General features: G+C 37.0%; 13 protein-coding genes. 5 read left to right on the top strand and 8 right to left on the bottom strand.

Features of this window, described 5'->3' with window-relative positions; translation table 11 throughout:
- Positions 1-9: 9 nt before the first annotated feature.
- The 6 genes from CGC64_RS03440 to CGC64_RS03415 form a co-directional block, all read right to left on the bottom strand.
- On the bottom strand, positions 10-852 hold the full coding sequence (locus tag CGC64_RS03440) for a DUF4843 domain-containing protein (protein ID WP_005681976.1): 843 nt from the start codon (positions 850-852) through the stop codon (positions 10-12).
- Between the two features lie 25 nt (positions 853-877).
- Complete coding sequence (locus CGC64_RS03435; protein ID WP_005676765.1) at positions 878-2,431, bottom strand: RagB/SusD family nutrient uptake outer membrane protein; 1,554 nt, start codon at positions 2,429-2,431, stop codon at positions 878-880.
- Between the two features lie 34 nt (positions 2,432-2,465).
- Positions 2,466-5,783, bottom strand: a complete 3,318-nt coding sequence (locus CGC64_RS03430) for a SusC/RagA family TonB-linked outer membrane protein (RefSeq protein WP_005676764.1) — start codon at positions 5,781-5,783, stop codon at positions 2,466-2,468.
- 133 nt (positions 5,784-5,916) lie between these two features.
- Complete coding sequence (locus CGC64_RS03425) at positions 5,917-7,086, bottom strand: FecR family protein (RefSeq protein ID WP_005676763.1); 1,170 nt, start codon at positions 7,084-7,086, stop codon at positions 5,917-5,919.
- Between the two features lie 30 nt (positions 7,087-7,116).
- Positions 7,117-7,626, bottom strand: a complete 510-nt coding sequence (locus CGC64_RS03420; protein ID WP_005676762.1) for a sigma-70 family RNA polymerase sigma factor — start codon at positions 7,624-7,626, stop codon at positions 7,117-7,119.
- A 44-nt stretch (positions 7,627-7,670) separates the two neighbouring features.
- Positions 7,671-9,719 carry a helix-hairpin-helix domain-containing protein gene (locus CGC64_RS03415; RefSeq protein ID WP_005676761.1) on the bottom strand — a complete coding sequence of 683 codons (2,049 nt, stop codon included), beginning with the start codon at positions 9,717-9,719 and terminating at the stop codon, positions 7,671-7,673.
- A 145-nt stretch (positions 9,720-9,864) separates the two neighbouring features.
- Between CGC64_RS03415 and CGC64_RS03410 the strand changes: the two genes are divergently transcribed.
- Positions 9,865-10,443 carry a DUF4294 domain-containing protein gene (locus CGC64_RS03410; protein ID WP_005676759.1) on the top strand — a complete coding sequence of 193 codons (579 nt, stop codon included), beginning with the start codon at positions 9,865-9,867 and terminating at the stop codon, positions 10,441-10,443.
- A gap of 363 nt (positions 10,444-10,806) precedes the next feature.
- Here the strand turns inward: CGC64_RS03410 and CGC64_RS03405 are convergent, their stop codons facing one another.
- Positions 10,807-11,334, bottom strand: a complete 528-nt coding sequence (locus tag CGC64_RS03405) for an RNA methyltransferase (protein WP_005676758.1) — start codon at positions 11,332-11,334, stop codon at positions 10,807-10,809.
- Positions 11,335-11,824: 490 nt separating this feature from the next.
- Between CGC64_RS03405 and nadA the strand changes: the two genes are divergently transcribed.
- Positions 11,825-12,763 carry a quinolinate synthase NadA gene (nadA, locus tag CGC64_RS03395; protein ID WP_005676757.1) on the top strand — a complete coding sequence of 313 codons (939 nt, stop codon included), beginning with the start codon at positions 11,825-11,827 and terminating at the stop codon, positions 12,761-12,763.
- 99 nt (positions 12,764-12,862) lie between these two features.
- On the opposite strand, the gene CGC64_RS03390 is transcribed toward nadA, so the two are convergent.
- Positions 12,863-14,221 carry an alpha-L-fucosidase gene (locus CGC64_RS03390; protein ID WP_005676756.1) on the bottom strand — a complete coding sequence of 453 codons (1,359 nt, stop codon included), beginning with the start codon at positions 14,219-14,221 and terminating at the stop codon, positions 12,863-12,865.
- Between the two features lie 302 nt (positions 14,222-14,523).
- On the opposite strand from CGC64_RS03390, the gene CGC64_RS03385 reads away from it, so the two are divergent.
- The 3 genes from CGC64_RS03385 (at position 14,524) to CGC64_RS03375 (ending at position 20,930) form a co-directional block, all read left to right on the top strand.
- Positions 14,524-15,432 (top strand): metallophosphoesterase, encoded by a 909-nt coding sequence (locus CGC64_RS03385; protein WP_005676755.1) that lies wholly within the window; start codon positions 14,524-14,526, stop codon positions 15,430-15,432.
- Between the two features lie 441 nt (positions 15,433-15,873).
- A complete protein-coding gene (locus tag CGC64_RS03380) occupies positions 15,874-19,056 on the top strand; it encodes a SusC/RagA family TonB-linked outer membrane protein (RefSeq protein WP_005681985.1) in 3,183 nt (1,060 codons plus the stop codon).
- A gap of 17 nt (positions 19,057-19,073) precedes the next feature.
- Positions 19,074-20,930, top strand: coding sequence for a RagB/SusD family nutrient uptake outer membrane protein (locus CGC64_RS03375; RefSeq protein ID WP_032855076.1), 1,857 nt, complete (start codon positions 19,074-19,076; stop codon positions 20,928-20,930).
- Positions 20,931-20,933 lie beyond the last annotated feature (3 nt).

Below are 20,933 nucleotides of genomic sequence, written 5' to 3'. Positions count from 1 at the left end.
CATCATCTTTTATTGAATACTAGATAGAGGCATCTTGACCTCTTCACCAAATTCATCAAGCAAAGGCTCTCCATGCTCGTTTTTATATTTTACCAAGTAACGATTAATCAATGAAACCATTCCAAAAGAAATTTCCCTCGAGAAACGTTTGGTAAACGTTTCCTTACCCGTCGGGTCGTTATCTTCAGGATCAATCTCAAAATATTCTCTTGTCACTCCGCAAGCCTCATATATCACATTCATTTTTGCATTACTGTATGCGCCGAATGTACTTTCTAAGGTCATCGACGAATAAGAAGCCGCCCATAAACTGGGTTTTTCAGCCAGTGCCGTAAAATAAATACTATAAATCAATCCGTTTCGATTGTTTCCTTTATCATATCTGGACGTTGAATAATCCGTATGAAAGTTTTCATTCGAAGCCAACCGGATACGGGCAAACAACATTTCATTATCAACGGCTTCCGTACGTTTCAGCCTTACTTCCACATTACCAAAGATTGAGTTGGCAGGTAGATACGCAGACAAAATCTCTATATCTTCTCCTTCTGTGGCTGTCGATTCTTCAGGTATCATCACTACTTTTACCGCCCGGTCTGTTTCCGAAACTCGTCCCATTAGTTTGATAGGAATCTTAATGATACTGTCGTTTTTCAACGGCCTGTCATATCCCATATTAACAGTGATCTGATCTTCATTTTCTCCAAAGTCGGAAGAGGATGCATCAGCATATTTAAAATAAATTCGAGGAACATCTTCATAAGTCATTAAATCCTCGTCAGCGCAAGATACCATTCCTATCCCAAGAAATAGAAATGTATAAACACACCATTTAAAACTGTTTCTTTTCATATTGAATTTATTTTTAAAGACTGAATTATATATCTGTTTCAATATTCGGAATAGGTATATTATACATTGCACTGGCATTTACTGCCACCGAAACTCCTCCGTATCCAGGAAACATCTGATCGCTCTTCATCCGCTTATGATAAAAATAAACTTGCCCTTCCCCATAAAACTCCTTATAATATTCACTCTCTATGTGGGAATAGAATTGTTCATCCATATCATTCTCCGTCAAGTAATAAAAGCTAGTCTCCGGAATGCCTCTATGAGAAGAAACAGTGTTCAATAGTTCGGCAGCTGTCTTTTTATTACCATCTTTCAAGGCTGTTTCCGCCTGAATATAATACATTTCAGTGACACGAATCAACGGTTGGAAATCGACCAACGCGGGAAGATTACTATTGGCTGAAATATTAAACTTGTTAGAGATGTAGGTACCATTCTGCGAATAGGAGACAGAACTTCCTCCCTGGTCGTTACTTTCCGTCCACTGCCGGGCACGGACATCTATTATTGCTTTCAGGTTATCACCAAAACCGGAATAGATGTTTTGAACCAAATTATCACGGTCTACTGCATATAAATCGTTTATATCCGTTTTATTATAAAAGGAGTTATAATTGGAAAGCATATCCGGATTGTTGATTCCAAAAACTACTTCATTGAAGAAAGAGTAATCCATATTGGCAAGTACGGTTGTAACATTTGTCCATGAGAACACTTTTCCTTTTTCCCCTATCTGATCAGTCACTACCTTGGCTGCTATAGCCGCATTCTTATAGTCTCCTATATATTGCAATACACGGGCTTCGAGCGCTTTCACCGCATAATAATTCATACGTCTGTTACGATTCTTATAAAAATCACTTATCAGCTCCTTACTAATAGCAGAGTCATCAGACAGGATAGGGTCAGTAGCCAACAACCGTTCCGCCTCACGAATATCCTCCAATAAATAATCCAAATATTCATCGGCAGTGGAGTACACATCTTCTTCATAACCGACATGATTCAGTATCATATCCGTAGTTCTACTATACGGCAAAATCTTATTGATATTCGAACGATCTTCCCATCTGGGGCCGAACAAACGGAAAAGGTCAAAATGAAGATAAGCCCGTAATCCGTATGCCTCACCCATCAATACATCTTTATTGTTACTACCGATAACAGCAGTCGATCCCTCCATGCTTTTCAAAAAATAGTTGATATTGAGAAGCGTATTATATCCGCTTTTCCATATATCGGCAAATATGCTTTCAGCTGCTCCATACTCTTCGGACCGTCCGTTACAGAGGAAAAACAATGTGGCAGACAATTTATTTCCCGACGGTTGTGACGGAGGATAGGTATAAAAGTGCCCCATTGCGTCCAGAGCAGTCTGAGATAAATTCGCCCCGTAAAGGGAGGTAGATATTAATTGCCTGTAAAGCCCGTTTAAAGCTCCATGAATACCTGCTTCCGTTTTATACTGGTCTTCTTCCAATACCTTGTCCTTCGGTGCCACATCCAGAAAGTCGCTACAGGAAGTAAAGAAGCCTATGGCTACTATATATAATAAATGTGATATATTTCTTTTCATACTTAATTCTATATTTATTCATGTATTGTTATCGTTAGAAACGAGCACTTAATCCGAAAGATATGGCTCTCTGGAACGGATAGTCCGTTCCTCTTTCCCGTTTCATTTCGCTCAAGTCGAAGAAATCATTGAATGAAACATTAAACCGCAGGTCTTTCAGGAACAAACGCTTAATCCATTCGTCTCTGGAAAAATCCCAACTGATACGTGCACTTTCGCCACGCAGATAATTGTCGCGTTGAACAAAGCGAGATGAAATCGGAGTCTGGGTAGTTAATGAAATACCCTTGAACTGTGATACATCACCGGCATTCTGCCATCTGCTATACAAAGCACGCTTATCCTGATTATAAGCAATGTTCGATGCAGAAATATTTTCTACCTTGTTAAACAAAGCCGAGTTGAATGCAAACGAACCTAAGTTATAACGCAAGTTGACACTTGCCTGCAAATTCTTGTAAGTAAACGATATACCGAATACACCCCGAATTTTCGGATTGGTATCGGCTATCTTCACACGGTCGTCAGCATTATAATCGAATGTAGGAGTTCCGTTCTTGGTGAGAAATACTTCCTTACCCGTTGCCGGATCGATGCCTAACGAACGAACTGCAAAAAGGGCAGTAGGACTTTCACCATCCTGATACTGTATCATTGAGTTTACATTCAACTTACTATCTACCGAAGAGTCTTTCTTATAGGCATCGTTCAAGTTAGCTAAAGCTTCTCCAAATCCTCCATATACAGATTTATAAGTATTTCCGTTCAAACGGAAGTTCAGCATAATGCGCTTTTCCAGATTTCGTATAGCATACCAACTCACATTAAACTCAAAACCATTAGTATTCAAATGACCGAGATTAATGGGTAAAGTAGACAAACCGCTGGAAGGCTTTTGCTGAATAGATACTACCAATGGATTGGTATTTGTATGATAGTAGTCCATGGTCAACAACAAACGATTATCCCAGAACATAAGATCAATACCCACAGAGGTCTTCTTTACAACTTGCCACTCCAAATTAGGATTGGCATAACCGGACAAATAAGAAGCAGTACCGAAAATATCGCTACCTGCATAATAACTATATACATTACTTGTCAGGTTACTGACATTCTGATTACCGTTACTACCAAATGAACCACGTAATTTTAATTCCTGCATCCAGTCCCAGTCCTTGGCAAATGATTCCTTGCTGACATTCCAACCGGCCCCTACCGACCAGAATGTCTGGAATTTCTTATCGCGCCCGAAAGAAGTGGAACCGTCACTCGAAAGACTGGCATCAAACAAATAACGATACTTATAGTTATAATTGAAAGTCCCCAGAAAACTTACTCCACGACTAATGCTTTCGCTATATCCGGGTGTCGAATTTTCTTTAAAGGAATAAGCAAAAGAAGGAATGGCACCTACTCCTTTCGGAAAACCGGTAGCTACAAATGACTCGGTATTTGAAGAAGTAGACCTGATTTCAGCACGGCCATTGAAAGTCAGATTATGATCATTCAAAGAAAGTGCATAAGCGATACCGGTATTCATGGTATAACGCCAACTTCTGGATTTCGATGAGGAATATTCACCTTGTTTGGTATAATCCGACGAAGCATACTTCGTATGAGCCGGATCGGTGAAGTTCATATTGTCAGTGTTGGTTGTATTCAAACTCATTGAGGCCGTCCAACGCAGATTATCAATAATATACCAATTAAGGTTTGTGTTATTAGTAACGGACAGTATTTTAGATCTGTTTTCGGAAGGCAACATAGCATTGTAATATGGATTAGTAGCTGTTATGTCGGCATAATTCGCACGTTTATACACATCCAGATCACGAAGGATAGTACCGTCTTCATTAGTAACCGGATAATAAGGATTAGCATTTACAAACTCTGAAAAGGAGCCCCATGCACCATTATTTCCATTTGTTATGTTTACATTCAAGTTATTCGAAATATTAAACTTGTTTTTACGGTAAGTCATACGCATATTTCCTCCGAATGTCTGGCGAACAGAACCTTTCATAACTCCTTGGATATCTTTGAACATAGCACCTATCTGATACAGGAATCCTTTGTCACCTCCCGACACATTCAATGAATGAGATTGTGTGACGGCAGTTTGGATAGGTACTTTCAACCAGTAAGTATCTACTCCTCTTCTCACATTCTCCAAAGCCCGCTGATATTGTGCAATGCTTTCTCTGTTGCCTGACCAGTCATTCAAATCACCATAACGACCGGCCAAGACTTCAAATTCCAGTTTTTCGGCAGCATTCATCATGTTGTAAACACCCAAGTCGGCCCATGCCACTTGCGCATCTCCACTATAATTGATCATCACTTCACCGGCTTTGGGTTTAATAGTTTCTACAACCACCACGCCGTTTGCTCCCTTTGAACCGTAAATGGCAGTGGAAGCAGCATCTTTAAGTAAAGTGATAGATTCAATTCTATTGATATCCAAATCATTAATCTCTTGCAGGCTAGATTCAAAACCATCCAAAATAAACAGAGGTTCATTGGGATTGGTCGTCGTATCATCATAAATTCCGGAAATAGTCATCGTAGTACCACCACGCATGGTAATTCTGGACATGGTATTAGGGTCAGACCCCATCGACATATCATCAGCAACTACGAAAGAAGGATCCAACGTTTTTAAACTTTGAAGCACATTAATATTACCCACAGCTTTCAGTTCCTCCTGATTGACTGTCCTATACGAACCGGTAAACCCCATTTTATTACGTTGGATAATACCTGCCTCTACTACCACTTCATCCAATGCTTTGGTATCGGTTTTCAGTACCACCGACATCTGGGGTTTCGGAGATAACGATTGAGATTGCATGCCTACATAAGATATCTTTATCCGATTGCTTTGAGGCACATTGACAAGTCTGAAATTCCCGTTCGCATCTGTAATCGTGCGAATAGAAGTTCCTTCTACCTGTATGGTTGCACCAATTACAGGTAGTCCGTCTTCTTCAGCAATAATTTTACCTTTTACTTCCGAAATAACATTCTGAGGATTTTTATGTGTAATATTGATGAATTGCCCTTCAATGACATACTTCAAAGGATGCTTCCCAATAATTACCTTTAAAACTTCTTCAATCGAAGCTTTCTCCACCTTTCCAGTAGAATGATAAGAACGAACTTCATCGTAGATAAAAAGTACTTTATATCCCGATAATTTCTGCAAACGTTTAAAAATAGAAGGTAAACCTTCATTTTTAAATTCCATTGTTATTTGCTTTCCATTACCAACTTGTGCCTTAACATAAGGTGAATGGACATAACAGAACAACAAAAGTAAAACAATCAATTTCCATGCTTGTCTTTCCATAAATCCGATTGGTTAAATAAATCTATTTTTTATATTTTATACGAGTTTTATAAAAGAATGGTTACCCATAAAAAGATTTATTTTCCAAAAATATTTTTCTAACCGGATTTATTTCTTGCTGAATAGTTGTTTTTTACTCGATAATAAGGCTTTCACCTTCTAAATAGACATGAATTCTTTCCATACGATTTAACAACTCAATCAAATCAGAAACTTTCTGCTGACGGTTTGCCAGAAAATGCATACGCAGATTCATTATCTCACTGTTTCTAAATTCTATATCTATATTATACCATTTACCTATTTCTTTCATCATATCCACCAATGCTACATCGTCGAAATAAAAGAATCCCTCCTTCCAATACAAGAATGTTTCCGTATCAACTTCGTCAACGGCAAATGTTCCGTCTGAAACGAGTTGTGCACTTTGCCCCGGCTTCATTTCTACAGTTTGTAAACTACAGGTATCACTGACGGCAACTTTTCCTTCGATTAAGGTAACACGGACATTGTCGGGGGTATAGCTACACATATTAAATTCCGTTCCTAATACTCGAACCTGAACATTTCCACTTTTTACTATAAAAGGATGTTCAGTGTTTTTGGTTACATTAAAATAAGCTTCCCCTTCCAAAGAAACAACTCTTTCTTTTCCTTTAAACACCGTAGGATAAGACAAGCGACTGTCCGAATTTAAAAGTACTTCAGTCCCGTCGGATAAAACTACCTTAAAAGTTTCTCCTCTCGGTATACTTAATCTATGTATCTGTACTTTTTTATTTCTTATTTTCTTATTCTCAGTCTGAATAGTATTATAAGCAATCTTCTGCGGTGATAATTTCACCGTAGAAGAGGGAAGTGATTGCACTGCTTTTTTTAAAGGTTCAACTTTTTCTTCACCGGCAACCTGCAAAGTAACTTGCTGCGGGGCGTGGTCTGCCTGAAAAACTTTAATACTTTCTATATCCGATTCCGGAGAAAAGGACATCATGCGTAAAACCAGTATAATAATGATTGTTGCCGCTACTCCTGCAACACTTGTCCATAAAATATAGAGCTTTTTATTTCGCCTGTCCAGATGTTTTCGATGAAAATCAGCTAAAGCCTGCTGTGTATTAATGGAAAGTGCATTTTTTTCCATTTGCATTCCTATTACAGCTTCTGCAATATCACTGCAGGTCTGAAAGCATTCCTCATTCTCTCTTAATGCTTGCAATTGATCGGAAGTAATATCAGAAACATTTTCCATTATTTCCAAAGCTTCCTTTTCCGACTTATTTATATATGTATTATTTTCATCCATAGATTATTCATTAGATATATAATATACGTTTTAAAATTCATTTTGGTTACCTTTTTGGCCTAATTCTTCACGAAGAATACGCAAAGCTTTTACTATATTCTTATGAATAGCTGCCACGCTTACATTGAGTTCCTCGGCCACTTCCTTATATTTCTTGTTATGGATGTAACACGCTTCCAAAATGTAATAATTATACGGAGTCAGCTTTTTCATGGCTTTACGAATACATAAAATACGGGAATCCGGTTGTTGTGAATCCGATTCTTTTATTTTATTGATTAATTGCGAAGTAAATTCGACATATTCTTCATGGATATTTTGTTTACGAAGGTAATCAATGCAACGTGTACGAATTATTGTATACAAATAAGTTTTCGCTGTAACTTCTTCTATTTTATCATAATTACGCCACAAATATTCAAAAACATCACTTACGATATCCCGGCAGACTTCGACATCATTTACAAAATAGTATGCAAAATATACAAATTGTGCATACCACTCATTAAACATTCTGTCAAAAGCAGCTTTATCATCCATTTATTCTCGTATTCTTTTATTATTTTCTGGCAGACAAATATACATTAAAACTTGATACGTAGTTGCATTTGTATATCTGCTTTTTTATTTCCATAGATTAAATCGTTGCCGGAACCTATTTCATTCCGGTTCAGATAGATAGTTTCTCCGAACTTGGTTATAAACAACCAGTGTTTATTCAATTCATATCTTAACCGGACAGCACAACGAAATCCGCGACCTTGAAAGGAAGGAGTATAAAATGTATAGAGCAATCCTTTTTCTGATACATACACACGGGAGTCATAATCGTCCGTACAAAAATAACTGCCTTGAACGTCAGCAAACAGCCTGGTCCAAGGCAGTTGGGAGGATATCATCTGTGTAACCTGATATCCTTTAGTAGCAGCTCTGTCCTGAGAATGAAAATGATTATAATCTAAAGTTGTACGACTGCTAAACACATCATTCAAAGAATAGTTCAAACGATAACGAAGTTGATGATGAAAAATAGGAAGCGTTAGTGTTCCTTTACTGCCTGTCAAGTCACGTTCTTTCTGCTTATAACGATATTTCAGATACATTGATAAATTAGTACGCGGAGTAAAAGTTGCCTGAATCAATCCGTCCGTTCCACGGGAAGGTTTATTAATTCTGTATTTCTTCCAGGGAAAAGAAAACAGATCGAATGAAACAAAAAACCTCCAATGGCTGAAAGGTGTTGTTTCTAATCCAACATAATATCCCTGTTCATTTTGAACCGTACTTCCTTCACCGAAAGAATGAGCATACATAGCCCAATAATCATACGAATAAAAACGATGTATCAACATAAACTGTATGTCTTGAACCGGCGAGTATTGTAATCGGTTCAAAGAAGCCCAACCTTGTTTTCCTATCGCCGTTTCTCCCTGAAAAGAGAAGCGACGCCAACGATAAGCATAATCTATCCCTAAATTATAGAAATGATTTCCATGAATATTATACTTGGAATAACCTGTTAGTTCCGGTTCATAAGGTCGGTTGAAAACATAGTAAACACCGGTGATACCCAATCGGATATGGTTCTGTTGATAACTAACATTTCCGCCTGTTAACTGTGATGTGAGCAAGTTCTTTTTATCCGCTTCTTTGCGACTTCTATGTAATCCGGTTTTATATACAGATGTTATTTCTCCGTCCGTAACAACACCATCCATATTCCGATGTGAATAGAATGCAGAAACCGATAAACGTTTTGTCAAAGCAACAGTAGTTGCCACCCCACGAAAATAATTATATTCATCCGTAGAAGAATGCCTTTTGATTCCAGTGCTGCGATTGTTGAAAGAGGATGCATATATTGTTTTTCCCATTAGATAATCCGTACTCATCACTAAGCCTTGCCCGAAACTAAGCCGATAGTTACCAACAGCCAATGATTTCAACCGACCACAATTCTGAAGTAATAAATAAAATGAGTAATAATCATATCCGTAGCGATTATGCAAAGCAGCAAAAGGTTCTCCGGCATCTTTTTCGGCAACTCCCCCTGCATAAAGCTGGTCACGATATCGAAATGTATATTTCACAGAGTTATAAACAGAAGGTCCCAAATAGGTATGTTCATAACCTTTTCGTTTATAAAATGGTATATCCAAGCGAGTTAACACTTCATTCTTACCATACCTTCCTGCATCTTTCAACATAGTTTTCCACCGAAAAGCAGGCTCATTGTTAATAGCTTTTATACAGACAAAAGGCAATAAATACTGAATAGTCTGCCTGTCCAGTTCCTCTACCAACTGAAGTTCGTAAATGGTTTCCATTTGCCCATGTATATAAATATAAGCCAATAAATGCTCAATCTGAATATCACTTAAAAAAGGAAATTGTTCGAGTTGTTCACGGGTAGCACTATTTAAATTAACAGGCTCCTGCAGACGGTTGGAAAGCTCTTCCAATTCATTTTCCCAATTCAGGGAATTAACCGAGTTATTAATATCATTATTAACAGATAAATCTTCAAGAACTTCTTCCATAAGATTTTCTGAAGGGTTTTGAGCACTACAAGCAGGAATTATGAACAGGCTGTTTATAATACTTATCAACCGTAATAGTTGAGTAGTTTTCATCAATAAAATGTGTATTTTCTTCTTGCCTTTTCACAGACAAGAGCGCAAAGATACTTTAAATAGGTTAACGCTCTAAGAAAATATCTGAATAATAAAATTTTAATTCTATTTTTGTAATGTGAAAAGGAGACTTAACATAGTAATAATGACGTTGTTTGCTGTTTTTTACTGTTCACTGCATCTGCAGGCTCAGGAAAAACAAAGCATTAATGGATACTTGGTTCCGATGTGTATCTATAATGGAGATACGATTCCATGTGTCCAACTAAGAACTGTGTATATCTTCCGACCACTGAAATTCAAAAATGAAAAAGAACGCAGAGAGTATTACAAACTTGTTCGTAACGTGAAAAAAGTATATCCTATTTCTAAGGAAATCAACCAGGCCATTATCGAAACTTACGAATATCTGCAAACATTACCAAACGAGAAAGCCCGTCAGAAACACATTAAACGGGTGGAAAAGGGATTAAAAGACCAGTATACCGCCCGAATGAAGAAACTTTCTTTTGCTCAAGGAAAGTTGTTGATAAAGTTAGTGGACCGTCAAAGTAATCAGACCAGTTATGAACTGGTAAAAGCATTTATGGGACCTTTCAAAGCCGGATTCTATCAGGCATTTGCTGCACTGTTTGGCGCCAGCCTCAAAAAAGAATACGATCCGGAAGGTGAAGACAAACTAACGGAACGTGTAGTATTGCTGGTAGAGAACGGACAAATCTAAATTACGTGTCTGATGCTTATTAACCAACTTTATTAACCGAAAGTTAGTAAAGCTATTACTTTCTTCTACAACATTATCCTTGATTTACCAACATCGATTTCGTTTTTACAAGACATATATAAGCTATTTGCAGGGCATATATACCCAATGTGATGTATATATATATCCACCATGCTGGGCATATATGTCCAATACGCTGTATATATATGCCCAGTAAACAGGATATATCCCTCCTATAAAGAGTACAATGACATAACTTGGATTCTATACTTATGAACAATTATATATATATTGATTATAAGCGAATTAACTATATTATTAACTAGTTATAAACCACTTATTAACTAATAAGGTTTTAAGCTGTCAACGAAGTTTTTTGAATAAATCCCAGATCACAATTCCTGTCGTTACAGAAACATTCAATGAGTGTTTCGTACCATATTGAGGTATTTCGATACAACCGTCCGAATGGTTAATAACCTCCTGCTGCACACCTTTCACCTCATTTCCCATTACGATAGCGTATTTCTTACTTTTATCCAATTCCAGTTCATCAAGCATGATACTTCCTTCCGCCTGTTCTACCGAATAGACCATATAACCAGCTTTTCGAAGGTTATCAACAGCATCAACAGCGTTATCAACATACTTCCAGTCGACAGTGAATTCAGCCCCCAATGCTGTCTTATGCATTTCGGGATGTGGAGGAGTTGCCGTTATACCACACAAATAAATACATTCAATACGAAAAGCATCCGAAGTACGGAATACCGAACCTATATTGTGCAGACTACGAATATCATCCAACACTACCACCAAAGGCAGTTTCTCAGCCTGTTTAAACTCTTCGGCACTGATACGGTTCAGCTCTGTTATTTTCAGTTTGCGCATACGTCTTTTCTTTTATTACATTCCGATTGCAAAGGTAACTCTTTTCTGTTAACACAGATGTTGATAACAGTTTAAAACCTGTCAAAACTATCGGCAAAGATTTTGAAAAATAATTCTTGCATTATTCAAAAGAAGGTATAAGAGGACTTCATTATGAACATTCCAAAAAATTAAATCAAAACTTTCTATGCAGACATAAACATATTTTTCAGCACTTATCTACCTGTTTATATCCATAAAGTTTTTAACTTTGCACTTTATCAACAGGGAGTTAATAGATAACTTCCATTGACCGATGCTTGCATTGATAATAAAGCAGATAGACAGTAAATCTTCTTCTTTTTTCCCGTTCATAACGGACTTATAAAGCAGAAGTATGGACTAATAACTTATCCGGCAAGAAAAAACGGATTTATTTGCTAACATTATTAACAGGCAATCATCACTAACAAAGGATTTTTTTAAAAAAGGAAGAAATAAGAATATTATTATGAATGAACTCATAAAGGCTATTAACAAGCTGAAGAAAGAAAAGAATGCGATCATTCTGGGCCACTACTACCAGAAGGGTGAAATACAAGACATCGCTGATTACGTCGGTGACAGTTTGGCATTGGCTCAATGGGCGGCCAAAACGGAAGCGGACATCATTGTGATGTGCGGCGTTCACTTTATGGGTGAAACGGCGAAGGTGCTTTGTCCGAACAAGAAAGTGCTGGTGCCCGACATGGAAGCAGGTTGTTCGTTGGCGGACAGTTGTCCGGCGGACAAGTTTGCGCAGTTTGTCAAAGAGCACCCGGGACACACCGTTATTTCGTACGTCAACACAACGGCTGCGGTTAAAGCGGTAACGGATGTGGTGGTAACTTCCACCAATGCACGGCAGATTGTGGAAAGCTTCCCAAAAGATGAGAAAATAATTTTTGGTCCGGACCGGAATCTGGGTAATTATATCAACTCAGTTACGAACAGGAATATGCTTCTTTGGGACGGAGCCTGCCATGTACACGAACAATTTTCGGTTGAAAAGATCGTGGAACTGAAAGCACAACATCCGGAAGCATTGGTACTGGCACATCCCGAATGTAAGAGTACGGTGCTGAAACTGGCGGACGTGGTAGGTTCTACGGCTGCATTGCTGAAGTACGCCGTGAATCATCCCGAAAACACATATATCGTAGCTACCGAATCGGGCATTCTGCATGAGATGCAGAAGAAATGTCCGCAGACAACGTTTATTCCGGCTCCTCCTAATGATAGTACGTGCGGATGTAATGAGTGTAGCTTTATGCGGTTGAATACGTTAGAGAAGCTGTATGAGTGTCTGAAGAATGAATCGCCGGAAATTACGGTGGATCCTGAAGTAGCAGAAAAGGCAGTGAAGCCGATTCAACGAATGTTGGAGATTTCGGCAAAGTTGGGATTATAAGAAATTATTTTGGTTTACTTACTGGATATCTTTGAAAGAAATATCTAAAAAGAAAAGGAGAAACTTGACAACAATAAGTTTCTCCTTTTCTTTTTAGTGTTAATATATTGCGAAAGACTTTATGACCGGATTATCTTTAGCTTCTTCTATTTCCAACTTTACAACAGATAAGGAGTGAGTTGGAAAGTGTTCGATCCGTTTATGACCGATACAACTTCCTTCAGAAAGTTGTATCCATTTTCCATTACACAGACCTTTTAGTTTATATTTCAGAACTCTTTCTCCAAATGCTATATCTTCTGACAATACGATACGGCTTATATTGGTCTCTTTGTTTAACCGGATAGATAGTTCGTATCCTTTGCCTGATATTTTTCGGATAGGTTTTGAAAATGTTTTTCGTATAATGTCACCGAATTCTTTCGCTCTTTTTACATCAGCATCAGGAACCAAGCCGTTCTTATCTATTACTAAACCAAGCAGCATATTGGTATTACGTCCTACACTGGTTTCATATTTAAGTAAAAGCTCATCAGTAGAAAATATCAGATGATCTTCATTAGCGCGCCAAAACCAACCACCTTGGAATGAGTCATTACGGCGTAGTGTGAAATCAGCTTCTCCGGGACACCAGTAGTTTCCGTGTGGATTACCGTATAAGCCTTTTATCTTCTGTACGCCATCAGCGGAAGTTGTTGCATCGGCTGTTGCCCAACAGGGATAAGGAGAGTTACCTTCTTCATTACCTACCCAGCGGATTAAATTCGGATATCCATAAGGGCCTTGAAATGCAATGGAATTGGGCTGTAAACGTTGAATAAGTGTCAATATATCAGCTCCTCCATTTTGCTGAGAGAGTACGCCGCCATCAAACCATATTTCAAACAGTTTTCCGTAATTACTCCAAAGTTCGGTCAATTGTGTCTCTACTATTTTGTTATACTCTTCTTGGGTGACCGGACTTCCTTTCTTGACAAGTCCAGGGTTGTCGACATGTAGAAAACCATTAGCAGTAGTACTGGCATAGATTCCTGGTTTAATTCCGTATTTTCGGCAAGAAGCGACAAATTCGGCTACAATGTCTCCCTTTCCATTTTTGTAAGGTGAATTTTTTATACTGTATTCATGAGCCTTTGTTGGCCATAATGAAAAACCGCTGCAATGTTTGGCTACTAACACTGCATATTTGGCTCCAAGGCTTTTGGCTGTGTGTATCCATTGATCGGTATCAAGGGAAGAAGGATTAAATGTAGATGGTGAAGGATGGGTACCAAATTGTCGCCAATTATAGTCGGGGTGGAATACCGGCATATCAAAGTGAATGATAACTCCTATTTCGGCATTTGCCCATTCTTGTTGTAATTCATTCGGACATACAATTATTTTCTCTTGGGCATCGAGAAAAGGACTGGTAAATGTCAGAATAGCAAAGATTATGCATTGAATGAATGTTTTCATTGTATAATGATTTAGTATATACATACTTGTGTTATGATATAGCAAAGATAAGAGATATTAAATTTTAAAGCAAATTCTTTTATTAATCTTCGATATTAAGAAGAAGAGTTTGATGAATTAATCAGCACATTCAAGATTTCTATATTTGATTAAATTTAGTATATGAAATGATATTCAATTCTTTTTTTGCATTTCAGTATCTTTTTTCTACCTTTGCCTATGGGTTAATAAATGGATAAAGAAATACTTAATAGGCATTTGAATGAGATAAACTAAGTATGAACATCAAATAAAATTAAGTAATGAAAAACATTAATATTTCATGGGCCGTATTTATAGTAGGTATATTCTTCTCCTTAAATAATATTTTTGCTCAAAGTAGTCCTCCGCTTATCGTGTTTGGTTTGATTGCAGATACACAATATGCTGACTGTGAATCTGGAAAAACTCGATTTTATCGAAACTCTTTAGGTAAATTACATGAAAGTATTGATTATTTTAATAATCAAAAGGTACAGTTTACAGTTAATTTGGGTGATATCATTGATAGAGATCAAAAAGATTTAGATTCAGTATTAATATGTCTGAAACATTTAAACAAAAAAATATTCCATACTACTGGAAATCATGATTATAAAGGTATTACAGATAATAAAGTATTATATAAGAAGCTTAAAATGCCTTCAGAATACTATTCATTTATGAAAAAGAACTGGGTGTTTGTATTTCTGAATACAAACGAAATAGCAGCTTATTCAAATGTTGTCGGAACAGCAAAAGAGCAGGAACTTTTGAGAATACAGAATCAGATTAAAGTAAATAAAGAAATTCAAGGCGCTAGGTGGAATGGAGGCGTAAGCAGCCGGCAATTGCAGTGGCTGGACAACCTTTTGAAGAAAAGCGAAAAGAAAAATAGAAACGTATTGATTTTCTGTCATCATCCGTTATATCCCAGAAGTCAATTTACTGCATTAAATAATATGGAAATATTAGATGTTATTAATCGCTATAATTGCGTAAAAGCTATATTTTCTGGCCATCATCATTCGGGAGCTTTTGGATACTTCGATCATATTCCATGTAATACTGTAGAAGGTATGATTGAAACTCCGGATAAAAATTCATTCGGCATTGTTAGAATATACAAAGACCGAATTGAATTGGAAGGAAAAGAGCGAATGACTTCTCGACTTTTCATGCTTCAACCATAGGAAAATACTTCATCACATTACAGTATTTGTAGCTAGGGGCACAACTTTAATAAGGTGTTCCTTTTATTTTTTCTTAGTCTATCCGGTTACGTTTAACACTTAAATTATAGTTGGAGGAAAAATGTGCTTTTACTGGTAATTGTATTTATAATCAGGTAGTTATATCGGATGTTGTTCGATGTATATAAATTGTCCGGGTATAATATAAATCGTCCGTATACAATTTGTGCAGTTATAAAGGAAAATTCTAGCAGATATAATTTAAAATAAAACGCGTCCTTTGAAGCGAAAAGTTAAACAACAATAAAATCTATTACGTATGAAAAGACATTCAACAATTCGTTTACCATCAAATAGTAAGATTCTATCTAAGTATTTAACATGACAAGTATTCTGTTATTAACCTTTATTTATTATTAACTACTAAAAAATTAAAAGTGTATGAAAAGACGAGTCAGTTCTATGAAAATACCTTGTAGAATATGGCTATTGGCAGCCACATTGTCTGTAGGGCAAGCGGCTTTTTCAACGGAAATGGAAACTATTTCCTTTTCGACGGGCCAAGATATAGCACAACAAAAGAAGGTAATTGAAGTTACTGGTACTGTTACTGATAATTTTGGTCCTGTGATTGGGGCAACTGTTACAGTAAAAGGCATGAGTGCAGGAGTTATTACTGATACAGACGGTAATTTCAAGCTTAAAGTTCCGGTAGGAGCTACTATTGTGGTTTCTTATATTGGATATGAAAATAAAGAAATCCATTATAAAGGAGAAAGAAGTCTGAAAATTAAATTGAATGAGAATGTTCAGGAACTTGAGGAGGTACAAATTATCGCTTACGGTTCTCAAAAGAAAGTAACTGTGACTGGTGCTCTTTCTTCTATTAATAATGAAGAACTATTAAAATCTCCAGTTGCAAGTATGGCTAATGCTTTGACCGGTAAGGTCACAGGTTTGGCCAGTGTGCAATCTAGTGGACAGCCTGGTGCCGATGATGCAACTTTGTATGTGCGTGGTGTCGGTTCTTTAAGTACTGACTTATCTCAGCCTTTGATGTTGGTGGACGGTGTAGAACGTTCCTTCTTTCAATTAGATCCGAATGAAGTCGAAAGTATAACAGTATTGAAAGATGCTTCTGCTACTGCCGTATTTGGTGTACGAGGTGCAAATGGTGTCATTCTGGTTACAACCAAACGTGGTACATCGGGAAAAGCAAAAGTAAATTTTTCAACTACTTATGCTTGGCAAATGCCTTCAAGAGTACCGGAATTTGCAGATAGCTATGGTTATGCAAATGCTTATAATAATGCTCAACTACATGATGGTGTCTCAGAGGATCAACTAGCTTTTTCTTCTGATATAATTGAGAAATTCCGTACCAATAGTGATCCTCTTGTGTATCCAAATACTGATTGGACAGATATGTTGATTAAGAAATCAGCTTTACAAACACAACATAATTTTAATATATCAGGAGGTTCGGAAAGAGTTAAGTATTTTGCTTCATTAGGAGTGTTTACTCAAGATGGACTCTTTAAAACATTTGAAGAAAACGGTAATGATAAAGGATTTAAGTATAATCGTTATAACTACCGTATTAATATGGATATTAATGTAACTTCGACAACCTCTATGCAGATTAATTTAGGAGGTTATCTTAATGATAAACAAGAACCAAATTACAATAATGGTACTTACACGCAGTTAAAATACTTATTTCGGGATATTTATACCGCTGTTCCTTTTGCTGGTGCAGGTATTGTAGATGGTAAATGGGTAGTATCGGATACTGATCTTTTTTCTATTGGTAATTATTATGATGCATTAAATACTTATTATGGGAAAGGATATAATAACCGTACTCAAAACACATTAAACTTTGATTTTCAGTTAGATCAAAAATTGGATTTTTTAACTAAAGGGTTAAAGGTACATGTGAAAGGAGCATACAACAGTGGTGTAACTATCACAAAGCGTCGGGAAGGGCGTGCCAATAAATATGAAGCGATTTATAATACAAATAATGAGCTGATATATAAAAAGAGTCAGGATTACCAAAAGCTGGGATATTCTGAAAGTACAGGTCAAACAAGAAACTGGTATTTAGAGGCTGCTGTAAACTATAAGCGTGATTTTGGAAATCATCACGTGTCTGCACTAGCTATGTATAATCAATCTATGACTTATTATCCTTATGAAGGTAGTAGTCCATCAGAATTTATTGGTATTCCAAGAAGTTATGTTGGTTTGGTAGGACGTGCAACTTATGATTATAAAACTAAATATTTGCTAGATTTAAGTTTAGGTTATAATGGTTCTGAAAACTTTGCAGAGGGACAACGATTTGGTCTTTTCCCTGCTGGATCATTGGGATGGATTATTTCAGAAGAGAATTTCTTTCAGCCAATAAAGAAGGTAATTAATTACTTTAAAATTCGTGGTTCTTATGGTATTGTAGGAAATGATCGTGTTAGTGATTATTCCCGTTTTCTATATTTACCTGATAAATATTTGATTAGCTCAGGAAGTTATAATTTTGGTATAAATACTTCAACTAATATTGCCGGAGCGGTAGAATCTAAGAAGGGGAATCCTAATGTCACATGGGAAACAGCGGCTAAGCAAAACTATGGTGTTGATATGAAGTTTCTCAAAGATCGATTGAGTTTAAACTTTGACTATTTTGTTGAACATCGTAAAAATATATTAAAGGCACGAACTGTAACTCCCGATTACTTGGCAGTTAGCTTGCCTATTGCAAATATTGGTAAAGTTGATAATAAGGGTTATGAAATCAATCTAAAGTGGGAAGATCGTATCAATGAGGTGCGTTATAACATCGGAGCTAATCTTTCCTACGCTAAGAATAAGGTTGTATTTATCGATGAGATTACATACCCCTATGAATGGATGCAAACTGAAGGAAAACCTGTCGGTCAGCAATTTGGCTATGTTTTTGATGGATATTTTACAGAAGAAGAAGCTGCCAATTATGAGAATCTGAAAGGAAATATTGAAGGAGGGATTCCTGACCAAGGTTCTGGTTATGTACCTTTAGCTGGTGATGTAAAATACAAAGATTTGAATAAAGATGGAAAAATTGATGAAAAAGATGTAAGAGATATCGGTTATCCGAAATATCCTCTTTATACAGCTGGTATGAATTTAGGCGTCTCTTGGAAAGGATTTGATTTTAGTATGACTTGGTCTGCCGCATTCAAAACTTCTCGTCTTTTGAGTTCTATGTATCGGGTACCGTTTGGTGAAAGTAATAATTCAGCTGTCATGAAATACATGATTGAAGATGCCTGGACACCAGAGAAAGGAAATTCTGCTAAAGCACCTGCGCTTTCCTTTAAGAGTAAATCACACAATTATCAGGATTCTGATTTGTGGTTAAGAGATGCATCTTACGTACGTTTGAAAAATATAGAGCTTGGTTATTCATTTCCTTCTTCATTAATGAAGAAGGCGCACATTGGTTCACTTCGGCTCTTTGTTTCAGGTTATAATCTGCTGACTTTCGACAAATTGAAAGTAAGTGATCCGGAAGCTAATCCGGATGGAACAGCCTATCCGCTTATCAAAGTCGTAAATGTAGGATTAAAAGTTGGTTTCTAATTTAATAATGTAGAATCATGAGGTCATTAAGAAAATTATTATATACAACCCTTTTGATGGGTACTTTGTTTGTCGGGGTTTCCTGCGAAGACTTGGCTTTCGGAGACAAGTTCTTGCAAAAGCCACCTAGTTCAGATGTAACGATTGATACTATTTTTTCCACTTCAGAATACGCCCGTCGTATCTTGTGGAAGAGTTATCAATATCTTCCTTATGGAATGGAAACTTCAGGTTATTGGACGCAAATGTGGTTGGGGACTCTTGAAGGTTTGACAGATTTGAACTATGATAACGTAGGTTATTCTGGATTAGCTAAAGTTTATTATCCGGGTAATTATAATGCTTCTATAGAAGATAGAAAAAGTTCATATCCTACGGGACAGAGAACTAAATGTCGTTTTAACGATGCTGATTCGCATATGTGGACAGGTATCCGTCACGCTTGGCTTCTTTATGAAAATGTTGACCGTGTACCTGATATGGATGCAACTGAAAAATCTCGCCTGAAAGCGGAAGCTAAAATGATAGTTGCTATTTATTATTCTCATATGTTGCGTCACTTTGGTGCTTTGCCTATTGTAGATCACGCTATTGACCCTGAAGATGTGAATCTACCAGGGAGGGCCACTTTACAAGCTACGGTAGATTTTATCATAGGTTTGCTTAACGATGCTATTAACTGTCCTGATTTTCCATGGAGAATATCAGATAATGATTTGGCAAACTGGGATGGTCGCATGACAAAAGCTGGAGCTATGGCCCTTAAGGCACGTGTTTTACTGTTTGTAGCCAGTCCATTATTCAATGATAATGCTCCCTACTGTGATGGAGAAGCTTCATCTAGTTTGATGACTTGGTTTGGTGGATATAATAAAGAACGTTGGAAAGATGCTATTAATGCTTGTGAAGAGTTTTTCACTGCATTGAATCAAAATGGTTATTATAAGTTAGTAGAAGTTGGTGATAATGGTACATCTGATGTTCGTGGGGCATATACTAGTGCATATTATGATCGTGGGACAACAGAAACTTTAATTTCTGTTAGAAGAAATATATTAAATGCCAACGCTAATTCGATATTAAGCAATTCTATTCGTTGGGGAGGTTATTGTCCTACTAAAGAATACTTTGATATGTTCCAGATGAGCGATGGTACTGATTTTAGTTGGGATAATCCTGAACAAGCTAAGAATCCATTTTTGAATCGTGATCCTCGTTTATATGAAACATTTATTTTGGATGGAGACAAATACAATGGTAGAACAGCTGCATTGACAGAAGCATTGGCTAGTGATCCTGTAAATTATCCACAGGGAGCAGACTGGGCACAAGGTGGAAGCACGCATGTATTGAGTTTGGGTACGGGACTGGCATGCCGTAAATGGGGTTTGGATCGGAATACGGAATGGAAAAACCGTCCTATACAATGGCCGTTCCTGCGCTTAGCAGAAATTTATCTTAGTTATGCAGAAGCGTTGAATGAGTATAATGGTTCTCCCAATGCGCAAGCATACGATGCTGTTGATAAAGTACGTGCTCGTGTAAACTTGCCTGGACTTAAAAAAGGATTGGGGCAAAAAGAATTTCGTGAAGCTTTATTGCGTGAACGTGCTTGTGAGTTCGGTTACGAAGAAGTTCGTTTCTTTGATTTGATTCGTTGGAAGCTTTATAATGTTTTTGAGAAGCAGTTACATGGTTTGCATGTATATAAACATAAAGATACAGGCGAATATAAATTTGTTCCATATGAATTGACCAAATATCCGCGTGTATGGTGGACTAGCGGTTTCGAACCTAGATGGTGCTTGAGTGCTTTTCCTTCAGTAGAAATCAATAAAGGATATGGCCTTGTTCAGAATCCGGGTTGGGAATAATTA

It is taken from the genome of Bacteroides caccae (assembly GCF_002222615.2).
GTDB classification, from domain to species: Bacteria; Bacteroidota; Bacteroidia; order Bacteroidales; family Bacteroidaceae; genus Bacteroides; species Bacteroides caccae.
The sequence above is the reverse complement of the archived record's forward strand: the minus strand, read 5'-3'. Positions and strand labels throughout refer to the sequence as shown.